Below are 22,823 nucleotides of genomic sequence, written 5' to 3'. Positions count from 1 at the left end.
CGGTGGCCGTCGAGTGCGGAAGGTTCAGGTGTGTCATGGCTGCAGCTGGCGAGAGGCCTCTGAACGAGGTTCAGTTCCTTACCGTGGCGGAAGTCGCCTCGGTGATGCGAGTGTCGAAGATGACCGTGTACCGGTTGGTGCACAGCGGTCATCTGCCCGCGATCCGGGTGGGGCGGTCCTTCCGCGTCCCGGAGCAAGCGGTACACGAGTACCTCCGCGAGAGCTATGTGGGGGTGGAAACCGCCTGAAGGCGTCGTGGGGAGATCCGCACCAGGGAAGTACATTGCGGTAAAGGCAGTACAGGGCACTTCCCGGGTCTCCCCGCACCCTCGATTACGACCTCAGCGCTCGGGCGGGTAGGCTAGCCCCTCGTAGGTCGTGTGGGCCCATGGCGCCCAAACACCGAGTGATGAGAAGTGAGCGAGGGTAGTCGTGGGCTCTGTTATCAAGAAGCGGCGCAAGCGGATGGCCAAGAAGAAGCACCGCAAGCTGCTCAAGCGCACGCGCGTTCAGCGTCGTAACAAGAAGTAAGTTCGCGACGCGAGCCGCGAGAGCGTGTTGTGGCCCCCCACCGGATGGTGGGGGGCCACACTCATATTGCTCGGATCGTGCGGTGGGCCGAATGCTGTGCGTACGCCGGACCTGCACCCCGGCCGATCTGGTCGTATGACCGCGACTTCTCGTCACTTCGTGCATCGGGTGGTCATCACAGCGCAACATCGACCCGCTAAGTTGGCCGTCAGACGGGGAACGCGGCAGGGTACGAGCAGCGGAACGACGAAGGCTGGACGAGGGCGGAAGGAAGGCACTGATCTTGGGCAAGGTCGTGCTCGTGACCGGAGTGGCCCGTCAGCTGGGGGGCCGGTTCGTACGACGGATCCAGCGTGACCCTCAGGTGGACCGGGTCGTGGCCGTGGACGCGGTTCCGCCCGAGCACCATCTGGGCGGCGCCGACTTCATCCAGGCCGACATCCGGCAGCCCACCATTGCGCGCGTGCTCGCCGAGTCGGGTGCCGACACGGTCGTCCACATGGATGTGACGGCCACCGCGCTGGGCAGCGGGAGCCGGGCCACGGTCAAGGAGACCAACGTCATCGGCACCATGCAGCTGCTCGGCGCCTGCCAGAAGTCCCCGAACGTGAAGCGGCTGGTCGTCAAGTCCAGTACGAACGTGTACGGGTCCGCGCCCAGGGATCCGGCCGTGTTCACCGAGACGACCCCGCCCAAGTCGCTGCCCAGCGGCGGGTTCGCGAAGGACACGGTCGAGGTCGAGGGGTATGTGCGGGGCTTCGCGCGGCGGCGGCCGGATGTCGCCGTGTGCGTGCTGCGGTTCGCCAACATCCTGGGCCCGACCGCGGACACGCCCCTCGCCTCGTACTTCTCGCTGCCGATCCTGCCGACCGTGCTGGGCTACGACCCGCGGCTGCAGTTCGTGCACGAGGACGACGTGATCGAGGTGCTGCGGATCGCCTCGCACGAACCGGAGCGAGGCACGCTCAACAGCGGCACCTTCAACATCGCCGGCGACGGCGTTCTGCTGCTCTCCCAGTGCTCCAGGAGGCTCGGCCGCCCCACGGTGCCGCTGCTGCTTCCGGCGGTCACGTGGGCGGGCTCACTGGTGCGTACGCTGGGTATGACGGACTTCTCGCCCGAGCAGATCCGGCTGCTCACGCACGGCCGGGTCGTGGCGACGGACCAGATGCGCGAGACGCTGGGATTCCAGCCGAAGTACACGACCGCGGGGACGTTCGCGGACTTCGCGCGCAGCCATGGACCCGGGCTGCTGCCGCCGGAGGCCCTTGCGGGGGCCGTCGACCGGATCGCCGCGCTGTCCTTGCCGGGCAGCGGCCACCCGACGCAGAGCGCCAACTGAGGAGCGCATCAACGATGGCGGACGCCAAGGTCATTCCGTTCGACGACGACCGGTCCCGCGGGAGCGCCGTACAGCGGCCGCTGCGGCGCCGGGGCGCGGGGAGCCGGCTCAAGAACGCCGAACCCGCACTGGTCCGGGAGGTCCAGCCCCTGCCCAGCAGGGCTGCCGCGCAGGATGATGTTCCCGTGACGCGTGAGGAAGAGCCGCCGCAGCGGCCGCAGGAGGACGGCGGTGGCCTGGAGCGCCGGGTGGCGAGCGGGCTGGCCTTCCTGCGCCGCCGGCTCACCGGGGACTACGAGGTCGACGACTTCGGGTACGACGAGGAGTTGACCGACCAGGTCCTGATGTCCCTGCTGCGCCCGGTGTACGAGAAGTACTTCCGGGTCGAGGTGAAGGGTGTCGAGAACATCCCGGCGGAGGGCGGGGCGCTGATCGTCGCCAACCACTCCGGGACGCTGCCGCTCGACGGCCTGATGATGCAGGTCGCCGTCCACGACCATCACCCGGCGAATCGTCACCTCCGGCTGCTGGCCGCCGATCTCGTCTTCGTACTGCCGGTGGTCAACGAGCTGGCCCGCAAGCTCGGCCACACCCTCGCCTGCGCCGAGGACGCGGAACGGCTGCTCGGGCAGGGCGAACTGGTCGGGGTGATGCCGGAGGGCTTCAAGGGCATCGGCAAGCCCTTCGGCGAGCGCTACAAGCTGCAGCGCTTCGGCCGGGGCGGCTTCGTCTCCACGGCCCTGCGCAAGGGCGCGCCGATCATTCCGTGCTCGATCGTCGGGGCGGAGGAGATCTTCCCGATGATCGGCAACGCGAAAACGCTGGCCAGGTTGCTGGGCTTTCCGTACTTCCCGCTGACGCCGACGTTCCCGTGGCTCGGCCCGCTGGGGGCGATTCCGCTGCCGACCAAGTGGACGATCCAGTTCGGTGAGCCGATTCCGACGGATGGCTATCCGCCGGAGGCGGCTGAGGATCCGATGCTGATGTTCAACCTGACGGATCAGGTGAGGGAGCAGATTCAGCACACGTTGTACAAGTTGTTGGTGCAGCGGCGGTCGGTGTTCTTCTGAAGTCTGACGTCCGCCTTTGTACGACGACGGGGGCGCCCCTCCTGAGGAGGGGCGCCCCCGTCGTCGTACGGCTGTCTAGTCGGTGTCCGCGTCGTTGATGCCCAGGCCGGGCAGGAGGCCCGGGAGGAGTGGGGGAAGGGTGACGTCCGGCTCGGTGGTGGGCGAGCTGGTGGTCGGGGAGGCGCTGCCGGTGCTCTGGGGCGGGTCGAGCAGGCCGCCGGTGGTGCCGCCGAGGAGGCCGTCGCTGTTGCCTGTGCCGACCGGGTTGCTGGGGCTGCTGGACGTGCTCCCGTCGGAGGAGCCGTGGCCGGTGCTGGGCGCGGACGACTGGCCGGAGCCGGACGGGCCGGTGGACGCGGATCCCGAGCCCTGTCGGCCGTCGCCGCCCTGGGCGGGGTTCTGCGGCAGCAGGGACTGCAGCGGGGCGACCTCTTGGTCTATGGCGTCGAACACCGACGACACCTGCTCGCTGACGTCCCCGAGCTGGACGGGCAGCTTGTCGCGGAGTGCGCCCCAGGCCTGGCGGTGCGAGTGGGAGAACGTGGAGAGGGCCTGGATGGGACCCAGGGACTCGGGGTCGCGCTCATAGGCCTCGTGCAGCAGCCGGTGGCCTTCCGACGCGTCGTGCTGCACGCCGGACAGGGCGCGGCGGATCTCGCCGACGGACTCGTGGTCGAGGTGGCCGGCGCGGCCGCGGTCCATCAGCCGCCGGGCCTCGCTGAGCCGGGTCGAGGCCTGGTCCAGATAGGCCTGACCGCGCTCGTCCTCCCCGTCGGACAGGTAGTTGAGCTTGAAGTCCTCGATGCCTCGCTTGAGGCCGTACAGCGAGTCACCGGGCAGGGCGTCCGAACTCGCGGCGGCGACTCCGCCGAAGGCTCCCGCGGCCACACCGACGCTCAGTCCGCCCGCGGTGAGGCCCTTGGCGAGCCGGGAACGCGGGCGGAGCTTGCCCAGTGGGGTCGCCCGGTGAGCACCGCGGGCCCGATGGGAACGCTGCTCGGGCACCGAAGGGTCCGCCTCGCCTCCCGCGCCCTCCCGCAGCATGGCCTCGAACGCGGCCACCAATTGGGCCCGCTGGACGACCTTGACCTCGGGGTCCAGCTCCGGTTTGGGCAGCTCGCCGAGACTCGTCGCGAGGGCCAACAGGTGGCCCTGCTCGGTCTTCTCCGCAGCAGCCGGGGACGGTGCCGATCCTTCGGACTGCTCGGCCGCCGTGCCCTGGTCGGACTGGTCCTCCAGGGCCTGGGCGAAGGCGTTCGCCCGCCGGTGCGCCGATACGTTCGCGATCACTGGCGGCACCTCCTCTCGTCATGACGGTCGACTCCCCAGGGGGTCCTGAGGGTTGCACGCCCTGACCACATCCACACGATCGAGTGATCGGAGTCGGCCAGGGAGTGACCACAGGGAGCCTGCATCCCGCACAACGAGCGGCGTGGCACTTGGGTTACGGACGGCGGATGATCGGATCGGGAAGTCAACAGGCTTTCACGGACCGTGAGTTGGGTGTCGCTGAGAGTAGCCGTCGGCTCACCGGGCGTCGTCCGGCAGGAGCCGGGCGAGGGTGCGCACCGCGCGGTACTGGAGGGTCTTGATGGCGCCCTCGTTCTTGCCCATCACGCGCGCGGTCTCGGCGACGGAGAGGCCCTGGAGGAAGCGGAGGGTCACGCACTCCTGCTGCTGCGGGTTGAGCCGTCGTACGGCGTCGAGGAGGGCGGCGTTGGAGAGCGACTCGAGGACGGAGTCCTCGGGTGAACGCTCGACCTCGTTGGCGTCGAGCATCTCGCCGGTCGTCACCTCCAGCCGGAAGCGGCTGGACTTGAAGTGGTCGGCGACGAGGTTGCGGGCGATGGTGACGAGCCAGGCGCCGAAGTCGCGGCCCTGCCAGGTGAAGGTGCCGATGCGGCGCAGGGCGCGCAGGAACGTCTCGCTGGTGAGGTCCTCGGCGGTCGCCTTGCCGCCCACGCGGTAGTAGATGTAGCGGTAGACCGTGTCGCTGTACTGGTCGTAGAGGCGGCCGAAGGCGTCGGCCTCGCCGGCTTGGGCGCGCTCCACGAGGTCCATCATCCGGGCGCTGTCGCTGTCGGCGGCCGGGCGGCGTGCGGTGGCCGCACCGGCGCCTCGGCCTCGTCTGCCGACGGTGGCGCTGCCCTCGGTCAGTGCGTAGCACGGGCCTACGGGGGCGGCGGTGGCGAAGGCCGGGACGGCGTGCGCGGTGGGGACGCAGCCGCGCAACAGGTCTTGGACCGTCGCGACCGTTGCGCGCAGCGTAGCCAGGCCCGAGGCGTCAACCCCGACGTGTGGGTACACGGGACTCCCAGAGGCAGAGCTTCCATCACGTGCAGTGCGGGACCGTTCACCCGTCGTGGCGACGGAGGGGTACCGGTTTGCGTCTGAGGAGAATAACGCTTCGTATAGGCGCTGCTACACCCAGTTGCTCAAATCATCGATTACGTCGCTTCTGTAACCGATTGACGGTCGCTCAAGTGCCGGAGAGTGACAGGTTGTTGATCGGTTGGGTTCGGTTTTCGGATGGGTGTGGGGCGTGTTGTGGCGGTGTGCGGACAAGGGGGCTGGGGAAGGGGCGCGGGGGGTATGAGGTCTGGATTGGCCGGGTTCGCTGTGTGGGCGGCGTTTCTGTCTGGGTTGGTCAGCCGGGTGACAGGCGAGGCGGCGTCGTGGCCGGCGCGGGGTGGGTCGCGCAGCCCGGCGCTGACGGGGTGCCGCCCGCGCCCACCCGTGCCGCCCCAGGCGGCACGCATGCCCGCGGACTGACGGAGTGACGGGGCGTCGCGCGTGCCCACGGATGGGCGGGGCGGCTGGGCGCAGCGCGCGGGCCGCCGGAGTGGTGGAGTGCCGCGTGTTCTCGCGGACGGGCGGGGTGACGGGGCGTCGCGTGTCCGGAAATGGGCGGGGCGGCTGGGCGCCGCCGCGGGCGGGCGGGGTGGTGGAGTGCCGCGTGTTCTCGCGGGCCGGCGGGGTGGCTCAGCGTCGCGTAGTTCCGTGCGACTACGTACCGGCAGTCGCCCACGCAGCGGAGTGGGGGGTGGTGGTGGTCTCGGGGGCCGGCGGGGTGGTTCAGCGTCGCGTAGTTCCGTGCGACCACGTACCGGCAGTCGCCCACGCAGCGGAGTGGGGGGTGGTGGTCTCGGGGGCCGGTGCGGCGGCTCAGCGTCGCGTAGTTCCGTGCGACTGCATACCGGCAGTCGCCCACGCAGCGGAGTGGGGGGTGGTGGTCTCGGGGGCCGGCGGGGTGGCTCAGCGTCGCGTAGTTCCGTGCGACCACGTACCGGCAGTCGCCCACGCGCCGGAGTGGGGTGTGGTGGTGCGGCGCAGGCCGTCGCTTAGCTGGTCCCCACGCCGTTCACAGTGGCAGCGGGCAGAGGGGCGCAACCCGCGACGGACTCGCCGTACCACCACGCCCCCGACCCGCCCACCGGCAGCAGGCGCCACCAGCCACCCGCACCCACACCCGCAGCACCCGCACCCGCACCCGCCGGAGGCTACCGGCGTCGCCGGTGCAGTGCGATCGCTGCTGCCGTGCCGCCTGCCACCGCGCCCACCCCCGCCGCCGGGATGCCGACCTTCGCTGCCTTTCGGCCCGTGCGGTAGTCGCGTAGGCGCCAGTCCAGTTGGCGGGCGTGTTTGCGGAGCTTGGTGTCCGGGTTGATGGCGTAGGGGTGGCCGACCAGGGAGAGCATCGGGATGTCGTTGTGGCTGTCGCTGTACGCCGCGCAGCGGCTCAGGTCCAGGCCCTCCGCCGCCGCCAGCGCACGGACCGCCTCCGCCTTCGCCGGGCCGTGCAGCGGCTCGCCGACCAGCTTGCCCGTGTAGACGCCCTCCACCGACTCCGCCACCGTACCCAGCGCGCCCGTCAGGCCCAGCCGACGTGCGATCACCTGGGCGATCTCCACCGGCGCCGCCGTGACCAGCCATACCTTCTGGCCCGCGTCCAAGTGTGCCTGGGCCAGCGCCCGCGTGCCCGGCCAGATGCGCTCGGCCATGTACTCGTCGTAGATCTCCTCGCCGATCGACATCAGCTCGGAGACACGGTGGCCCTTGACGATCGACAGCGCCGAGTCCCGCGCGTCCTGCATGTGTTCCGGGTCCTCGACGCCGGCGAGCCGGAACCACGCCTGCTGCCAGGCGAACCTCGCGAGGTCGCGCGTCTCGAAGAACTTCCGTTTGTACAGGCCCCGCCCGAAGTGGAACAGCGCGGCGCCCTGCATGACGGTGTTGTCGAGGTCGAAGAAGGCGGCGGCCTTGTCGTCACCGAGCACCGGGAACTCCGGTTCGGTGTCCGAGCTGTCGATTGCGTCGGAGACTTCTGTCTCCTGCGACGACTTGCGGGCAGCCTCCGCCGAGGCCTCGCCTGCCAACACGCTCCGCGCCGTGGCGGAGCGCCTACGGGGAGTGAGCCATCCGAGAGCGGCCATGGCGTGAGCATAGCCAGTCCGGACGTTGGTTCCGGAGTCCGGAGGTTTGATGCCTGTGAACTCTCCGCGACCGTGTCGTTAAAGAACTGATCGGACGACAGCGCTCTCCGACGGATGTCCCGGGGTTCCACGGCTCGTCCGCAAGCTCGCCCTCCGCTCGTCCGGCGCGCGAGAATGGCCGACATGAGTCCCCTCTTTCGCCGCAACACCCCCAGGGCCCCTCAGGACCGGCTCGTCACGCTCATCGGCAAGCCCGACTGTCACCTGTGCGCCGACGCTCAGCTCGTGGTGGAGAAGGTGTGCGCCGACCTCGGGGTCCCCTGGGAGCGGAAGGACATCACTCAGGACCGGCAACTCCATGACCAGTACTGGGAGCAGATCCCCGTCGTCCTCGTCGACGGGCGGCAGCACACCTTCTGGCGTGTCGACGAGGATCGTCTCCGCAAGGCGCTGACCGACTAGTGAACGAGCACTGACCGAACAGTCCAAAGGGGCCGGAAAGTCGCTTAGGATCGACGGCGACCAGGTCTCGGGGGCGGGATTCGTTTGAGGAGCGTGTGCGGCTTTGCCCCCAGGAGAAGAGGAACGATGGTGCGTGTGCGCCGGTTCCATACGCGTGAGCCGGGGGTGCGTGAGCCCGGTCACGTTGGGCGGGCAAATCGGACACCATCTTTGTGCACGCGTTCACAAAGACATAGCCTGCTGTCGACGGGGCGGTCTCGGGACGTATGACCGCCCGCAGCCCCGCTCTACCCGCAGGAGCACCGTGGCAACTGGCCGAACTCACCGACCGGCGACCCGTAGCCGAGGGATTCCCGAGGCCACGGTCGCCAGGCTTCCGCTGTACCTCCGAGCCCTGACCGCGCTGTCGGAGCGCTCGGTACCCACGGTCTCCTCCGAGGAGCTGGCCGCCGCGGCGGGGGTCAACTCCGCGAAGCTGCGCAAGGACTTCTCGTACCTCGGCTCCTACGGGACCCGGGGCGTCGGCTACGACGTCGAGTATCTCGTCTACCAGATCTCCCGCGAACTCGGCCTGACCCAGGACTGGCCGGTCGTGATCGTCGGTATCGGTAACCTCGGCGCCGCGCTCGCCAACTACGGCGGTTTCGCCTCCCGCGGTTTCCGGGTGGCCGCCCTGATCGACGCCGACCCGGCGATGGCCGGGAAGCCCGTCGCGGGCATCCCCGTCCAGCACACGGACGACCTGGAGAAGATCATCCAGGACAACGGCGTGTCCATCGGTGTCATCGCGACCCCCGCCGGCGCCGCCCAGCAGGTCTGCGACCGGCTCGTGGCCGCCGGTGTCACCTCTATCCTGAACTTCGCGCCGACCGTGCTGAACGTCCCGGACGGCGTCGACGTGCGCAAGGTCGACCTCTCCATCGAGCTGCAGATCCTCGCCTTCCACGAGCAGCGCAAGGCCGGCGAGGAGGCTCTGCCCGACGGTTCGGGTCCTGCCGTCGCCGCCCGCGAGGAGTCCACCGACCAGGGGCCCGACGGGGACGTACCCGCCGTGATGCCGGCATGAGTCTCCTGGTCGTCGGACTGAGCCACCGCAGCGCCCCCGTCAGCGTGCTGGAACGGGTGTCGCTGAGCACGGACGCCCAGTTCAAGCTGCTGCAGGACACGGTCGCCGCCGAACCGGCCACCGAGGCCGCCGTCCTGGCCACCTGCAACCGCGTCGAGCTCTACGCCGACGTGGACAAGTTCCACGCCGGTGTCGCCGAGCTGTCCACGCTGCTCGCCCAGCACAGCGGTGTCGGCCTCGACGAGCTCACGCCCTACCTGTACGTCCACTACGAGGACCGGGCCGTCCACCATCTGTTCTCGGTCGCCTGCGGTCTCGACTCCATGGTCGTCGGCGAGGGGCAGATCCTCGGCCAGATCAAGGACTCCCTGGCCAGGGCCCAAGAGCTGCACACCGCGGGCCGCCTCACGAACGACCTGTTCCAGCAGTCCCTGCGGGTCGGCAAGCGCGCCCACTCCGAGACGGGCATAGACCGCGCGGGCCAGTCCCTCGTCACGTTCGGCCTGGAGCAGCTCGCCGCGGGCGCGGACGTCGAGACATGGGCCCGCGGCAAGAAGGCGCTGGTCATCGGCGCCGGTTCGATGTCCTCCCTGGCCGCCGCCACGCTCGCGCGGGCGGGCGTCGGCGAGATCGTGATCGCCAACCGCACCCAGGACCGTGCCGAGCGCCTGGCTCACCTGCTCGAAGAGCAGTACGGACAACGTCTCTCCGAGGGCGACACGGCGACCGTGTCCGCCCGCGCCGTACCGATGGAGTCGGTGCCGCTCGAGCTGACACGTGCCGATGTCGTCGTCTCCTGTACCGGGGCGACAGGCCTGGTCCTGACGGCGGAGGCGGTCGCGACGGCGGTCGAGGGCCGCACCGGCGAGCCCGTCGCCGAGATCGACGACAACCGCCGTACCACCGCGCACAGGACGGACGTACGAGAGACCCCGCTCCCGCCCACCAGCGTCGGCACCGACGAGGGCTGCCCGCTCGATCTGTCCGCCGCGCAGTCCGGTTTCTCCGTGATGGGGGAGGCGGCCGTGGCCGGCATGGACGCGGCCACGCTGGAGCAGCACGCCACCTGGGTCGACAACGGCACGGTGGACCGCCGGGAGGCCGCCCGCCGCGGCCCCGAGGCCGACGCCGAGCTGATCACCGCGCTCGCCGCGACCGTGGCCACCGTCGGCCGTATCCCGGAGCGCCGCAGGCCCGAGCCGGTCGCCGGGCCCGTCCGTCCCGAGCCGGTCCTCTTCCTTCTCGACCTGGCCATGCCCCGCGACATCGACGCGGCCGCGCACCGGCTGGCCGGGGTGCGCCTGGTGGACATCGAGTCGCTCGCCGAGGCCTCCGCGGACGCTCCGATGACGGCCGACGTCGACCAGGTCCGGCGTATCGTCTCCGACGAGGTCGCGGCCTTCGGGGCGGCCCAGCGGGCCGCGCACATCACGCCCACCGTGGTCGCGCTGCGCACCATGGCCGCCGATGTGGTGGCCGGCGAGATGGCCCGCCTCGAGGGCAGGCTGCCCGGCCTCGACGACAAGCACCGCGCGGAGATCACCCAGACCGTGCGGCGCGTCGTGGACAAGCTGCTGCACGCGCCGACCGTACGGGTGAAGCAGCTCGCGGCCGAGCCCGGCGGCGCCGGGTACGCGGACGCGCTGCGGACCCTGTTCGACCTCGACCAGGAGACGGTGGCATCCGTCTCCCGCGCCGAGGACAGCACCGAGAAGAACCGAGGGCCGGCATGAGTGACCCACGTGAGAAGGGCGCGCTGAGGCTCGGGACCAGGCGCAGCAAACTCGCCATGGCCCAGTCCGGGCAGGTGGCGGACGCCGTGAGCGCGGTGACCGGACGGCCCGTCGAGCTGGTCGAGATCGCCACGTACGGCGATGTCTCGCGCGAGCACCTCGCGCAGATCGGCGGCACGGGCGTCTTCGTGACCGCGCTGCGGGACGCGCTGCTCAGGGGCGAGGTCGACTTCGCGGTGCACTCGCTGAAGGACCTGCCGACGACACAGCCCGGGGAACTGGTGCTGGTCGCGATTCCCGAGCGTGAGGACCCGCGGGACGTGATCGTCGCCCGGGACGCGCTGAAGTTCACCGACCTGCCCCGTGGGGCGCGGATCGGCACCGGCTCGCCGCGCCGCATGGCCCAGCTGAACGCGTACGCACGCGGCCACGGGCTGGACATAGAGACGGTCCCGATACGCGGGAACGTCGACACGCGGATCGGTTTCGTCCGGGACGGAGAGCTCGACGCGGTCGTGCTCGCCGCGGCCGGCCTGAACCGGATCGGTCGTGGCGACGAGGTGACCGACTTCCTGTCGGTCGACACGGTTCTGCCCGCCCCCGGCCAGGGGGCCCTGGCGATCGAGTGTGCCGCGGACAACGCGGACCTGATCGCCGCGCTCGGCGAGCTCGACGACCCGCTCACGCGGGCCGCCGTGACCGCCGAGCGGTCACTGCTCGCCGCCCTGGAGGCCGGTTGCAGCGCCCCTGTGGGGGCGCTGGCCGACCTGCTCGACGGGCAGATTGTCAAGGAAATGCGCCTGCGGGGAGTCGTCGGCACGACCGACGGCACCAGCACGGTGCAGCTGTCCACCACCGGTCCCGTGCCCGAGACGCACGACCAGGCGCTTGCGCTCGGTCGCGAACTCGCTGCCGAGATGTTTGCGCAGGGCGCGGCCGGTCTGATGGGGGAGCGAGCACATTGAGCCCCACCACCCTTCCCGCCGGTCCGGAACACGGGCACGTCACCTTCCTCGGTGCCGGACCCGGGGATCCGGGACTGCTGACTCTGCGCGCCGTCGAGGCGCTGGCGAACGCGGACGTTCTCGTCGCCGAGCACGAGGTGCTCGACGTCGTGCGCGCCCACGCCAGGCCGGGCGTCGCCGTCGTGAACACGGAGACGGATCCTTCGTCGGACCCTGTTCCGGGCACGGGCACGCCTCAGCTTGCGGTTGTTGACGGCACGTCAACAACCGCTGGTGGCCCCGCGGTGCGGGATGCCGCACATCTTGTCATGGAGGCCGCGCGGGGCGGCAGGCGGGTCGTCCGTGCGGTGTCCGGGGACCCGGGACTAGATACGTACGCCGCCGAGGAAATGCTCGCGTGCGCCGCGGCGGGTGTGCCCTTCGAGGTCGTGCCGGGTGTCGCCGCGGCCGTCGGCGTGCCCGCGTACGCGGGTGTGCCGCTGCGCGACGCGCAGGGCGCGGACGTACGGTTCGTGGACGCGCGGACGGCCTCGGACCGGTGCTGGACGGAGGTGGGGGCGTCGGACGGGACCGTGGTCGTGTCGACGACGCTCGACTCCGTCGCGGCGGCGGCCGGTGAGCTGGTGGCCGCGGGCCGCAAGCCGGACACACCCATGACCGTGACGGTGGCCGGTACGACGACGCGGCAGCGGACGTGGACGGCGACGCTGGGCACGATCGCGCAGACGCTGAAGCAGGCGAAGGTTCTGCCCTCGCCGGAGGGCGGCCGGTCTGTGATAGCCGTGGTCGGTGAGCGTTCCGCCCCGGCCCAGCGCGACCAGTTGGCGTGGTTCGAGTCCAAGCCGCTGTTCGGCTGGAGGGTGCTCGTGCCGCGGACGAAGGAGCAGGCGGCGTCGCTCTCCGACCAGCTGCAGTCCTACGGCGCCGTACCGCACGAGGTGCCGACGATCGCCGTGGAACCGCCGCGTACGCCGCAGCAGATGGAGCGGGCGGTGAAGGGCCTGGTGACGGGCCGCTACGAGTGGATCGCCTTCACGTCCGTCAACGCCGTCAAGGCCGTGCGGGAGAAGTTCGAGGAGTACGGGCTCGATGCCCGTGCCTTCGCCGGCATCAAGGTCGCCGCGGTCGGCGAGCAGACCGCGAAGGCGCTCATCGCCTTCGGTGTGAAGCCGGACCTGGTGCCGAGCGGGGAGCAGTCGGCCGCCGGTCTGCTGGAGGACTGGCCGCCGTACGACCCGGTCTTCGACCCGATCGACCGGGTCTTCCTGCCACGCGCGGACATCGCCACGGAGACGCTCGTCGCCGGGCTGATCGAGCTGGGCTGGGAGGTCGACGACGTCACCGCCTACCGGACCGTGCGCGCCTCGCCGCCGCCGGCGGAGACGCGGGAGGCGATCAAGGGCGGCGGCTTCGACGCCGTGCTCTTCACCTCGTCCTCCACGGTGCGCAACCTGGTGGGAATCGCCGGGAAGCCGCACAACGTGACCGTCATCGCGTGCATCGGACCCGCCACCGCGAAGACCGCGGAGGAGCACGGGCTCCGGGTCGACGTGATGGCGCCCGAGCCGTCCGTGCACAAACTGGCGGAGGCGCTGGCCGACTTCGGGCTGCGGCGCAGGACCGCGGCGCTCGAGGCGGGCGACCCGGTCACGCGGCCGAGCGAGCGTCGGCCCGGGGCGCGCCGGCGTCGTACGACGACCTGACGGAGCGGCGAGGAGGTCGCCCCGACGGCACTCCTCGCCGCAACCCCCGTCTCGGGTACGTCAGTAGGGGTGACGATCGGGCTTGAACGCCCAGGCTTCGTAGGCCTGGGCGCCGAGTTCGGGGTGGATCTGCTCGACGTGGATCCGGCGCTGGTCGAGGGGCTTCTGGAAGTCCTCGTACTGGAAGGCGTCGTCGAAGCCGATCTCGCGTGTGGCGTGGAGATCGCAGCTGTAGTAGACGTTGTCGATCCGCGACCAATAGATGGCGCTCATGCACATCGGGCAGGGTGCGCCGCTGATGTAGATCGAGCAGCCCTTGAGCATCCTGGCTCGCTCCGGCACCGGGTCGGGGGAGCCTTCGGGGCGCTGAATGTATTCGAGCGTGCTCTCGTTCTGGTGTTCCTGCGATATCGAGGGGGCCTCGGGGTTCAGGCGCTGCACGGCCTTGCGTATGGTCTCCACTTCGGCGTGCGCCGTGGGATCGCCGGTGAGCAGCACACGGTTCTGTCCCCGGGCCACGATTTCGCCGTCCCGGGTGATGACGGCACCGAACGGGCCACCCCAGCCTTCTTCGACGGATTCAGTGGCCAGCCGTACCGCTTCGGCCAGGAACTGCTTGTGACCCATGCCGGACCTCCACCCGTCATTGCCGTGTTTGTCCGATAACTCCCCTTTGAACTAGACTACTCCGCATGGGTGTCCGTGCAATCCGTGCCCCGGCCGGTGACGGAGCGACCGTCGTGACCTCCCAGAAGGTGCGGGAAGGCCGCGAGGACGACTATCAGCGCTGGCAGGAGCGGACCAATCGGGCGGTGCGCGCATTCGACGGATTCGAGGGGACGGAGATGTATCCCCCGGGCGTCGGTGACGAGCGCGCCTGGGTGGTGGTGTTCCGTTTTTCCCGTATCGACCAGCTGTCCGCCTGGCTGGACTCCGGCGAGCGCCGGGAGCTGCTGACCGAGGGCCGCCCGCTGTTCGACGGGACGCCGACGCAGGAAGTCCTCGCCGGTGCAGCGCCCCCGCCCGCCAGGGAGGAGGCCGTCACCGCGGTCGTCTCCCATCATGTGCGGCCCGGACGCGAGGGGGACTTCGCCCGGTGGCAGGACAAGGTCCTCAAGGCGCAGGGCAGGTTTCCGGGGTTCATGGGAACCGAGTCGTTCAAGCCGGTCGAGGGGATCCAGGACAACTGGGTCGTCGTCTTCCGCTTCGACACCCGTGAACACCTCGACGAATGGCTCGCCTCCGGCGTCCGCGCCAAGCTCCTCGCGGAGGGAGAGAACTACTTCTCCGCCTACGACGTGCACAAGGTGGGGTCGGCGTTCAGCGGCTGGTTCCGCTTCGGGGGCGGCGCCGGGGACTCGGTCCCGCCCAACTGGAAGCAGGCCATGTCCGTGGTCCTGGCGCTCTATCCCACCGTGATGGTCCTGAATCTGACGGTCGGTTACGAGCTGAACGACATCGGACTGCCCGGCTACCTGGGCCTGTTCATCGGCAACGTGCTGAGCGTCTCCATCCTGACCTGGTTCCTGATGCCCTTGGTGAACCGTGCTCTCGCCTTCTGGCTGGTGCCGCCGCGGGCACGTTCCGTGCGCGTCCATGCGACGGGGGCCGCTCTCGTGGTGCTGTGCTGGGCGCTGTGCATCCTGGTGTTCGGGCTCACGACCGGCTGAGGAGCCATCATGAGCGGTGAAATCGAAGGGGAGATCGTACGGCGGGGCGACGCCGCCTACGACGGCACCTGGTCGGCCATGCTGTGGAACGACCTCAAGCCGCGGCGCTTCCCCGAGCTGATCGTCCGGGTCGCCTCGGACCGCGACATCCCGGCCGCCATCCGCCTGGCCCGCTCCGAAGGGCACCGGATCGCGCTGCGCTCCCACGGCCACAGCTGGTGCGGCTCACCGCTGCGCGACGGCGGCATGCTCATCGACCTCTCCGCGCTGGGCGCCTGCGAGATCGACCCCGGTTCGCGCACCGCGAGCGTGCAACCCGCCCTCACCGGGCGCGAGTTCGTCGCCGCGCTCGCCCCGTACGGCCTCGCCTTCCCGGCCGGACACTGCGGACCCGTCGCCCTGAGCGGCTTCCTCCTCAGCGGCGGACTCGGCTGGAACTCCGGCGCCCTCGGACCGGCCGCCGCGAGCGTGCGGGCGGTCGAGGTGGTCACCGCGGACGGCACGTCCCTCACCTGCAGCCAGGACGAGCACCCCGACCTCTTCTGGGCCGCGCGCGGCGCGGGACCCGGCTTCTTCGCCGTCGCCACCCGCTTCCACGTGACCCTGCACGACCTCCCGACGGCCGTCGCCGAGACCACGTACGCCTTCCCCCTGGAAGACGTCGAACCGGTGATCCGCTGGGCCACCGCGGCGGCCCGGCGGCTTCCGGCGAACGTCGAGGCGTCCTTCATGCTCGCCACCGCCTCCCCCGAGATCACGGCGGCGACGCCGAGGCCCAAGGTGATCAGCTTCACCGGCACCGCCTTCGCCCGCACCAGCGAGGAGGCCGTCCACTGCCTGGAACCGCTGCGGATCTGCCCGATCGCCGAACGCGCCCTGTTCCAGAAGACGGACGAGCCGAAGACCTTCGAGGACCTGTACGGCACGTCGTCCGAGTTCTGGCCGAGAGGCCACCGCAACGTGGTGGACACCCTGTGGTCGGACACCCCGTACGAGATCCTGCTGCCCGCGCTCGCCGCCTCGATCGCCCAGGCCCCCTCCGAGCAGTCGCTCGTCCTCGCGCCCCTGTGGCCGGCCTCGCGGGACCGCACCCTCTCCGAGGGCATGGCGTTCTCGGTCCTGGGCGAGACCTATCTCGCCCCGTTCGCGATCTGGGACGACCCGGCCGAGGACGCCGCCAACACGCGCTGGCTCCGGGACACCATGGGGGCCGTCGAGCCCTACGGAACCGGCCACTACATCGCCGAGGCCGACCTGACCGCCGACCCGTCCCGGGCCAGGCGGTCGTACACCCCGGACGACTGGGAGCGGCTGCGGGCGCTGAAGGCCGCCTACGACCCCGAGAACGTCTTCCACACCTACCTCACGCCGTGAACCGGTCGACAAGCCGTCGGCAAAGGTGCTCCCGGGGCGGGCGTAGCGTAGGTGCATGACGAAGTACGGATCCTTTCCCGGTACGCGTCCCCGGCGGCTGCGCACCACCCCCGCCATGCGGCGCATGGTCGCCGAGACCCGGCTGCACCCTGCCGATTTCATCCTGCCCGCGTTCGTGCGGGAGGGCGTGAGCGAGCCGGTGCCGATCGCGGCGATGCCGGGTGTCGTGCAGCACACGCGGGACAGCCTGAAGAAGGCCGCCGCGGACGCGGTCGCGGCCGGGATCTCCGGGATCATGCTCTTCGGGGTGCCCGAGGAGTCGAAGAAGGACGCCCTCGGGACGCCCGGCACCGATCCGGACGGGATTCTGCAGGTCGCGATCCGTGACGTGCGGGCCGAGGTGGGGGACGACCTGCTCGTCATGTCCGACCTCTGCCTCGACGAGACGACGGACCACGGGCACTGCGGGGTGCTCGACGAGCACGGGCGCGTCGACAACGACGCGACCCTCGAGCGGTACGCCGAGATGGCGCAGGTGCAGGCCGATGCCGGCGCCCATGTGGTGGGCCCCAGCGGGATGATGGACGGCCAGATCGGGGTCGTCCGGGACGCCCTCGACCAGATCGGCCGCGAGGACGTCGCGATCCTCGCCTACACCGCCAAGTACGCGTCCGCGTTCTACGGGCCCTTCCGCGAGGCCGTCGCCTCCTCCCTCACCGGGGACCGCAAGACGTACCAGCAGGACCCGGCGAACGTCCGGGAGTCCCTGCGGGAGCTGGCGCTGGACCTGGAGGAGGGCGCCGACATGGTGATGGTCAAGCCTGCCGGCCCCTACCTGGACATCCTCGCCCGTGTCGCCGACACGGTGGACGTGCCGGTCGCCGCCTACCAGATCTCCGGCGAGTACTCGATGATCGAGGCCGCAGCCGAGAAGGGCTGGATCGACCGGGACCGGGCGATCCTGGAGGCCCTGACCGGCATCAAACGGGCCGGAGCGCAGAACATCCTGACGTACTGGGCGACCGAGGCGGCGCAGCGGATCCTCTGAGGGCGCGGGCGGGACGGGGCGGCCGGGAAACGGTTCGAGATCGTTCCGGTCTCGATCCGGCGGCGAACTGACCTCGGTACGCCTTCGGTTGGGCAACGGCCGGGAATCGTTCCGGCGAACACACGGATACCACCCGGGATCCACCGGTGATCTTCTGTGGGTCTGTCCGGAAATCGGCGGTCCGAGGGTGGGGCGGTTTCCGCTCATGCGTCCGATCCGGGCCCAGGAGCCGTGTCCGCAAAGGGGATTGACGCGTGCTCGCTCTGATCCCTACCTTCTGCGCCTGGCCTGATCCGTTCCGGAGGGTCTGAAACATCGATCCCTCGGGGGGATGCAATGAGCTGGTTCATCGAGGTGCTCAAGAAGTACGCGGTCTTCAGCGGACGCGCGCGCCGCAAGGAGTACTGGATGTACACCCTGTTCGTGGTGATCATCTACATCGCGCTGGCGATTGTCGGCGCCGCGCTCAAGGCCGTGTGGATCCCGCTCATCTTCTGGGCCGCGATCCTGCTGCCCAGCCTGGGCGTCAGCATCCGTCGGCTGCACGACACCGGCCGCTCCGGCTGGGCGATCCTCTTCGGCCTGATCCCCCTCGTCGGCGGCATCATCCTGCTGGTCTTCATGGCCAGCGAGGGTGAGGCGGGCCCGAACAAGTACGGCCCGAACCCCAAGGAGGCGCCGGCGTTCGCCTGACGCCGTCGCGGCTTTCCGCCGCTGCTCCGCCACGAGGCCGCCCGGACCGTCGTCCGGGCGGCCTCCGGGCTTTCCTCAGCGGTCCGTGTACGACGCCGTGGGGCCCGGTGCGGACGCGCTCGGCAGGGACAGTCCCGCGTCCGACGGACCCTCGTCGCGCAGGCCCTCGCCGCTGCGGCAGCCCGTGAGGCCGAGCGCGGCCAGGGCGATCAGGACGGCGGCGAGCAGACGGAGACGGGTGGGGCGTACGGACATGGGGGCCTTCCCGGCGAGGTGGGGGTGGGATGTCCACAGCCTGGTCGGTAAGGGCGGCCGAGCGCCACCAAGGGCGTCGTATTCGGGACGCCGGTTCCCGGATCACCCCTGCGACCTGCGAAAACGCCGTTCCGCTGGGACGCGGGACGGGACGGTGACACCCGGAGGTCCGCGCCGCCGTCCGTATCCCGGAAACCTGCTTGTAGGCGGCATCCATTTCCCTAGGCTGCGGGCACGCGACGTGACCGCAGCCGAAGGAGCCGTGCCCATGACCGTCACCGAGCCCGCACCCCCGTCCGCGATCGCCCACGCCCCCGTGCCGCCGCTCGCCGCGCGGGCACGGGCGATCGGCGGCTCGCCCGTGCGGGACATCCTCGCCGTCACCGCCCGCCCCGAGGTCGTCAACTTCGCGGGCGGGCTGCCGGCACCCGAGTTGTTCGACGCGGAAGGGATCGCGGCGGCGTACCGGGCGGTGCTCGCCGAGGCACCCGAGCGGGCCCTGCAGTACTCCACTACGGAGGGCGAGCCGGTCCTGCGGGCCGCGCTCGCCGCCCGCACCACGGCACGTGGCCTGCCCACGGACGCCGACGACGTCCTCGTCACCACCGGCTCGCAGCAGGCACTGTCCCTGCTGGCCACCGCACTCCTCGAACCCGGTGACACGGTCCTGGTCGAAAACCCCTGCTACCTGGCCGCACTTCAGGCCTTCGGCTTCGCGGGGGCACGCGTGCTGCCCGTGCCGGGGGACGAGGACGGCGTGGACCCCGGGGCACTCGCGGACCTGGTGGTGCGGGAGCGTCCGAAGCTGCTGTACACCGTGCCCACCTTCCAGAACCCGACCGGCCGTACCCTGCCGGCCGAACGCCGGGCCGCCGTCGCCTCCGTGGCCGCCCGGCACGGCCTGTGGGTCGTCGAGGACGACCCGTACGGCGAACTCCGCTTCGAGGGCGAGCGGGTGCCGTGGATCGCCTCCCACGCGGGTGCGGAGGACCGCACGGTGTTGCTCGGCAGCTTCTCCAAGGTCATGGCACCGGGCCTGCGGCTCGGCTGGCTGCGCGCACCGTCCGAGCTGCGGCGGGCCTGCGCGGTCGCCAAGCAGGCCGCCGACCTGCACACCCCGACCGTCAACCAGCTCGCCGCGGCACGGTACCTGGCGGACCGGGACCTGGACGCCCACGTCCGGCGCGTCGCGGCCGTGTACCGCGAGCGACGGGACGCGATGCTCGCCGGGCTGGCCCGGGCGCTCCCCGAGGGGTCGTCCTGGAGCCGCCCCGAGGGCGGCATGTTCCTCTGGACCCGGCTCCCGGAGTCGTACGACACCACGGCCCTGCTCCCGAAGGTGGTGGAGCAGGACGTGGCATACGTCCCCGGTGCACCCTTCTACGCCGGTGCGCCCGACCGCTCCACGCTGCGGCTGTGCTTCGTGACGCAGACACCGCAGGAGATCGCGGAGGGGCTGCGGAGGCTGGCCAGGGGGCTCGGCGTCCGGGACTGAGAGTCCAAGGGCGGAGGGATCAGTCCCACCAGAACGTCCACGTCCGCTCGCCGACCAGCCGGCCCGCGTACGCCTCCAGGGTGCCCGGCCCCTGCTGCAGCACGTTGTCCGGGCAGAAGGCGAAGTGCTCCGCCGCCACCGCCTCGGCGTCCGCCAGGGTGGTGGGCGGGGCCGCCACCGAGACGGCCAGGACGTCGAAGCCGAGCCCGACCACCCGTATGCCGAAGCGGTCCTCCCAGGAGCGGAGGACCGCACACAGGCGCGCCACGTCGTTCTCGTAGTTCAGGGGGCCGGTCCAGCCGATGGCCGCCGGTATGTCGGCGCTGCGGCGCGCCGGTACCAGCGCCAGGTGCGGTTCCTTGAACCCGGAACCGCCCTCCGCCAGCAGATCGGCGACCTCGGTGGCACACGCGTCCGGATCGGCGGTGCGCGCCGGTTCACCGGCGGGGCCCGGCCACTCCTCGCCTTCCGCCGCGTACTCCTCCCAGAGCTCGGCGAGCACCTCCTCTGCGTCGTGGTCCCCGGGATACGACACCTCGTCGGGCAGCAACTCCCAGTCCTCGGGGCCGCCCTGGCTGCCGCCCACGTCGACGAGGACCGGCAGCAGCCCCGCACGGGCCGCGGGCACACCCAGCGCCGCCCAGTTGCCCGCCGACGCGGACTGCTCCGCGTACCACAGCAACGGCTCGTGCCACGGACCCTCGTCAGTCTCGTCGATCAGTCTCCCGAGGGGGAGTCGAAGTCCGAGCGACCGGCCGCTCGGATCGGCCGCCAGCTTGGGCAGCGGGTTGGGAAGAGTCGCCATGCCCGTGACTGTAGGGGCAGGCACTGACAATCGGGGTTCAGGACTCCGGAGGCGCCGAACGCCCCCGCTGCCAGCGGAACTTCAGCCAGATGCCGAGTCCGACGGCTGGGAGGACGACGGCTGCCGCCATGACCGTGGCCGTGCCGCCGGCCAGCAGGAAGCCGAACAGAACCGTGCCGATCGACGGATCCTCGCCCAACGTCCGCTCCCTGCCTCCGTGGTTGCCGGTCGCCCGTGCAGACGTCCCGAACACCCCGGCCGGTTCCGGTCAGAGGCGCTCGGGGGTCCTGATGCCGAGCAGGGCCATGCCCTGGTGCAGGGTGCGGGCCGTGAGGTCCACCAGGAACAGGCGGTTCTCCACGACCTCCTGCGAGTTGTCGGCGGACAGGACATGGCACTGGTCGTAGAAGGTCGTCAGGTGCGTCGCCAGCTGGTACAGGTACGCGGCCAGCTTGTGCGGCTCGTACGTCGCCGCCACGTCCAGCAGCGTCTCGCCGAACTGGTCCAGGTGCAGGCCCAGCGCCCGCTCCGCCGGGGCCAGTTCCAGCTCGGGGTGCGCGACCGGTCGGGCGTCGCCCGCCTTGCGCAGGATCGACTTGATACGCGCGTACGCGTACTGGAGGTAGACGGACGTGTCGCCGTTCAGCGACACCATCTGGTCCAGGTCGAACTTGTAGTCCCGTACGGCGGAGGTCGACAGGTCGGCGTACTTCACCGCGCCGATGCCGACGTACCGGCCGTTCTCCTCGATCTCCTGCTCGGTCAGGCCCACCTTCTCGGCCTTCTCCCGTACGACGGCCGTGGCGCGCTCGACGGCCTCGTCGAGGAGGTCCTCCAGCTTGACCGTCTCGCCCTCACGCGTCTTGAACGGCTTGCCGTCCTTGCCGAGGACCGTGCCGAAGGCCAGCTGGTACGCCTTCACGTCGCCGCCCAGCCAGCCCGCCCTGCGGGCCGTCTCGAAGACCATCTTGAAGTGCAGCGACTGGCGGGCGTCCACGACGTAGATCAGGCTGCTCGCCTTCAGGTTGACGACGCGGTCCCTGATCGCGGACAGGTCCGTCGCCGCGTAGCCGTAGCCGCCGTCCGACTTCTGGACGATCAGCGGGACCGGGTTGCCGTCCGGGCCCTTGACGTCGTCGAAGAAGACGCACAGGGCGCCCTCCGAGCGGACCGCGACCCCTGACTCCTCCAGGAGGCGGCACGTCTCCTCGAGCATGTCGTTGTAACCGGACTCGCCGACGATGTCCGGGTCCCGGACCTCCATGTCCAGCTTCTCGAAGACGGAGAAGAAGTAGATCTTCGACTCGTCCACGAACTTCTGCCACATGGCGAGCGTGCGCGGGTCGCCGGCCTGCAGGTCGACCACCCTGCGGCGGGCCCTCGTCTTGAACTCCTCGTCGGAGTCGAAGAGCCTGCGCGCCGCCTTGTAGAGGCGGTCGAGGTTCGACATCGCCTCCTCGCCGGTCACCTCGGCGGCCTTGTGGTCCAGCTCGTGCGGGTGCTCGTCCAGGTACTGGATGAGCATGCCGAACTGGGTGCCCCAGTCGCCGATGTGATGCCTGCGGACGACGGTCTCGCCGGTGAACTCCAGGAGCTGGACCAGGGAGTCGCCGATCACCGCGGAGCGCAGGTGGCCGACGTGCATCTCCTTGGCCACGTTCGGCTGGGCGTAGTCGATGACCGTCGTGCCCGGGTTCTCGGTGTACGGCACGCCCAGGCGGTCCGTGTCCGCGTACCGCGCGGCGAGGTTCTCGGTGATCGCCTTGTCGGTGATCGTGATGTTCAGGAAGCCGGGGCCGGAGACCTCGATGTCCTTGATCACGTCACCGGTGACGACCTTGTCGACGACCTGCGTCGCCAGCTCCCGCGGGTTCGCCTTCGCCTTCTTCGCGAGGGCGAGGATGCCGTTGGCCTGGTAGTCCGCCCTGTCGCTGCGTCGCAGCAGCGGGTCCGCGCCGGTCGCCTCCGGCAGGGTGGCCGAGAGGGCGGACGCGAGGTGCTGCTGGACGGTGGCGCTGAGGGAGGTGACCGAGGCCATAGGAGTGGGTGCCGTTCTCCTCGTGGGGATGGATAGACACGGTCAGTATCCCATGGGGGTTAAAGCGAATTTTCCGGTCGGTCTTGGTGTGCAGGGCGTTGGCGCCGACCCGGGGGTGGGTCGCGCGGCCCGGTGCTTGC

General features: G+C 70.6%; 22 protein-coding genes. 14 read left to right on the top strand and 8 right to left on the bottom strand.

Annotation, left to right across the window (positions count from 1 at the left end):
• Nucleotides 1-35: 35 nt before the first annotated feature.
• The 4 genes from ABZO29_RS19930 (at nucleotide 36) to ABZO29_RS19915 (ending at nucleotide 2,943) form a co-directional block, all read left to right on the top strand.
• On the top strand, nucleotides 36-248 hold the full coding sequence (locus ABZO29_RS19930; protein WP_004984898.1) for a helix-turn-helix domain-containing protein: 213 nt from the start codon (nucleotides 36-38) through the stop codon (nucleotides 246-248).
• 184 nt (nucleotides 249-432) lie between these two features.
• Nucleotides 433-531 carry an AURKAIP1/COX24 domain-containing protein gene (locus ABZO29_RS19925; RefSeq protein ID WP_003948845.1) on the top strand — a complete coding sequence of 33 codons (99 nt, stop codon included), beginning with the start codon at nucleotides 433-435 and terminating at the stop codon, nucleotides 529-531.
• A gap of 283 nt (nucleotides 532-814) precedes the next feature.
• Nucleotides 815-1,873: an NAD-dependent epimerase/dehydratase family protein gene (locus ABZO29_RS19920; protein ID WP_367321544.1), complete on the top strand. Its 1,059-nt coding sequence runs from the start codon at nucleotides 815-817 to the stop codon at nucleotides 1,871-1,873.
• A 14-nt stretch (nucleotides 1,874-1,887) separates the two neighbouring features.
• On the top strand, nucleotides 1,888-2,943 hold the full coding sequence (locus ABZO29_RS19915; protein ID WP_367321543.1) for a lysophospholipid acyltransferase family protein: 1,056 nt from the start codon (nucleotides 1,888-1,890) through the stop codon (nucleotides 2,941-2,943).
• Nucleotides 2,944-3,018: 75 nt separating this feature from the next.
• Here ABZO29_RS19915 and ABZO29_RS19910 read toward each other — a convergent pair whose 3' ends face one another.
• From ABZO29_RS19910 to ABZO29_RS19900, 3 genes are all read right to left on the bottom strand, one after another.
• Complete coding sequence (locus tag ABZO29_RS19910; protein WP_367321542.1) at nucleotides 3,019-4,233, bottom strand: DUF5667 domain-containing protein; 1,215 nt, start codon at nucleotides 4,231-4,233, stop codon at nucleotides 3,019-3,021.
• A gap of 237 nt (nucleotides 4,234-4,470) precedes the next feature.
• Nucleotides 4,471-5,250: an ECF subfamily RNA polymerase sigma factor, BldN family gene (locus tag ABZO29_RS19905; protein WP_367321541.1), complete on the bottom strand. Its 780-nt coding sequence runs from the start codon at nucleotides 5,248-5,250 to the stop codon at nucleotides 4,471-4,473.
• A 1,193-nt stretch (nucleotides 5,251-6,443) separates the two neighbouring features.
• Nucleotides 6,444-7,376 (bottom strand): HAD family hydrolase, encoded by a 933-nt coding sequence (locus ABZO29_RS19900; protein ID WP_367321540.1) that lies wholly within the window; start codon nucleotides 7,374-7,376, stop codon nucleotides 6,444-6,446.
• A gap of 174 nt (nucleotides 7,377-7,550) precedes the next feature.
• Between ABZO29_RS19900 and ABZO29_RS19895 the strand changes: the two genes are divergently transcribed.
• The 5 genes from ABZO29_RS19895 to ABZO29_RS19875 all read left to right on the top strand — a co-directional run bounded on the left by ABZO29_RS19895 (nucleotide 7,551) and on the right by ABZO29_RS19875 (nucleotide 13,305).
• Entirely contained in the window at nucleotides 7,551-7,838 is a 288-nt protein-coding gene (locus tag ABZO29_RS19895; protein ID WP_367321539.1) for a glutaredoxin family protein, read from the top strand.
• Nucleotides 7,839-8,142: 304 nt separating this feature from the next.
• Nucleotides 8,143-8,904, top strand: a complete 762-nt coding sequence (locus tag ABZO29_RS19890) for a redox-sensing transcriptional repressor Rex (RefSeq protein ID WP_367321538.1) — start codon at nucleotides 8,143-8,145, stop codon at nucleotides 8,902-8,904.
• Nucleotides 8,901-10,637: a glutamyl-tRNA reductase gene (locus tag ABZO29_RS19885; RefSeq protein WP_367321537.1), complete on the top strand. Its 1,737-nt coding sequence runs from the start codon at nucleotides 8,901-8,903 to the stop codon at nucleotides 10,635-10,637. Before ABZO29_RS19890 ends, ABZO29_RS19885 begins: the two co-directional genes overlap by 4 nt.
• A complete protein-coding gene (gene hemC / locus ABZO29_RS19880; RefSeq protein WP_367321536.1) occupies nucleotides 10,634-11,602 on the top strand; it encodes a hydroxymethylbilane synthase in 969 nt (322 codons plus the stop codon). The genes ABZO29_RS19885 and hemC overlap by 4 nt, the downstream gene beginning before the upstream one ends.
• The gene (locus ABZO29_RS19875; protein ID WP_367321535.1) at nucleotides 11,599-13,305 is read left to right on the top strand and encodes a uroporphyrinogen-III synthase; all 1,707 of its coding nucleotides are present in this window, start codon (nucleotides 11,599-11,601) and stop codon (nucleotides 13,303-13,305) included. Before hemC ends, ABZO29_RS19875 begins: the two co-directional genes overlap by 4 nt.
• Nucleotides 13,306-13,365: 60 nt before the next feature.
• On the opposite strand, the gene ABZO29_RS19870 is transcribed toward ABZO29_RS19875, so the two are convergent.
• Entirely contained in the window at nucleotides 13,366-13,932 is a 567-nt protein-coding gene (locus ABZO29_RS19870; RefSeq protein ID WP_367321534.1) for a nucleoside deaminase, read from the bottom strand.
• A gap of 65 nt (nucleotides 13,933-13,997) precedes the next feature.
• Between ABZO29_RS19870 and ABZO29_RS19865 the strand changes: the two genes are divergently transcribed.
• The 4 genes from ABZO29_RS19865 to ABZO29_RS19850 all read left to right on the top strand — a co-directional run bounded on the left by ABZO29_RS19865 (nucleotide 13,998) and on the right by ABZO29_RS19850 (nucleotide 18,090).
• Nucleotides 13,998-14,975, top strand: a complete 978-nt coding sequence (locus ABZO29_RS19865) for an antibiotic biosynthesis monooxygenase (RefSeq protein WP_367321533.1) — start codon at nucleotides 13,998-14,000, stop codon at nucleotides 14,973-14,975.
• A 9-nt stretch (nucleotides 14,976-14,984) separates the two neighbouring features.
• A complete protein-coding gene (locus ABZO29_RS19860) occupies nucleotides 14,985-16,349 on the top strand; it encodes an FAD-binding oxidoreductase (protein ID WP_367321532.1) in 1,365 nt (454 codons plus the stop codon).
• Nucleotides 16,350-16,404: 55 nt separating this feature from the next.
• Entirely contained in the window at nucleotides 16,405-17,397 is a 993-nt protein-coding gene (gene hemB / locus ABZO29_RS19855) for a porphobilinogen synthase (protein WP_367321531.1), read from the top strand.
• A gap of 336 nt (nucleotides 17,398-17,733) precedes the next feature.
• Nucleotides 17,734-18,090, top strand: coding sequence for a DUF805 domain-containing protein (locus tag ABZO29_RS19850; protein ID WP_367321530.1), 357 nt, complete (start codon nucleotides 17,734-17,736; stop codon nucleotides 18,088-18,090).
• A 75-nt stretch (nucleotides 18,091-18,165) separates the two neighbouring features.
• Here the strand turns inward: ABZO29_RS19850 and ABZO29_RS19845 are convergent, their stop codons facing one another.
• Nucleotides 18,166-18,345 (bottom strand): hypothetical protein, encoded by a 180-nt coding sequence (locus ABZO29_RS19845; RefSeq protein WP_367321529.1) that lies wholly within the window; start codon nucleotides 18,343-18,345, stop codon nucleotides 18,166-18,168.
• 268 nt (nucleotides 18,346-18,613) lie between these two features.
• On the opposite strand from ABZO29_RS19845, the gene ABZO29_RS19840 reads away from it, so the two are divergent.
• Nucleotides 18,614-19,840 carry a PLP-dependent aminotransferase family protein gene (locus ABZO29_RS19840; RefSeq protein ID WP_367321528.1) on the top strand — a complete coding sequence of 409 codons (1,227 nt, stop codon included), beginning with the start codon at nucleotides 18,614-18,616 and terminating at the stop codon, nucleotides 19,838-19,840.
• A 19-nt stretch (nucleotides 19,841-19,859) separates the two neighbouring features.
• Here ABZO29_RS19840 and ABZO29_RS19835 read toward each other — a convergent pair whose 3' ends face one another.
• The 3 genes from ABZO29_RS19835 to argS form a co-directional block, all read right to left on the bottom strand.
• Nucleotides 19,860-20,645, bottom strand: coding sequence for a DUF4253 domain-containing protein (locus tag ABZO29_RS19835; protein ID WP_367321527.1), 786 nt, complete (start codon nucleotides 20,643-20,645; stop codon nucleotides 19,860-19,862).
• A 37-nt stretch (nucleotides 20,646-20,682) separates the two neighbouring features.
• Nucleotides 20,683-20,844 carry a hypothetical protein gene (locus ABZO29_RS19830; RefSeq protein ID WP_367321526.1) on the bottom strand — a complete coding sequence of 54 codons (162 nt, stop codon included), beginning with the start codon at nucleotides 20,842-20,844 and terminating at the stop codon, nucleotides 20,683-20,685.
• 69 nt (nucleotides 20,845-20,913) lie between these two features.
• Nucleotides 20,914-22,683: an arginine--tRNA ligase gene (gene argS / locus ABZO29_RS19825; RefSeq protein WP_367321525.1), complete on the bottom strand. Its 1,770-nt coding sequence runs from the start codon at nucleotides 22,681-22,683 to the stop codon at nucleotides 20,914-20,916.
• Nucleotides 22,684-22,823: the final 140 nt, after the last annotated feature.

It is taken from the genome of Streptomyces sp. HUAS ZL42 (assembly GCF_040782645.1).
In the GTDB taxonomy this organism is placed as follows: Bacteria; Actinomycetota; Actinomycetes; order Streptomycetales; family Streptomycetaceae; genus Streptomyces.
Note: the sequence above shows the minus strand (reverse complement) of the source record. Positions and strands in the feature narration are given on the sequence as shown.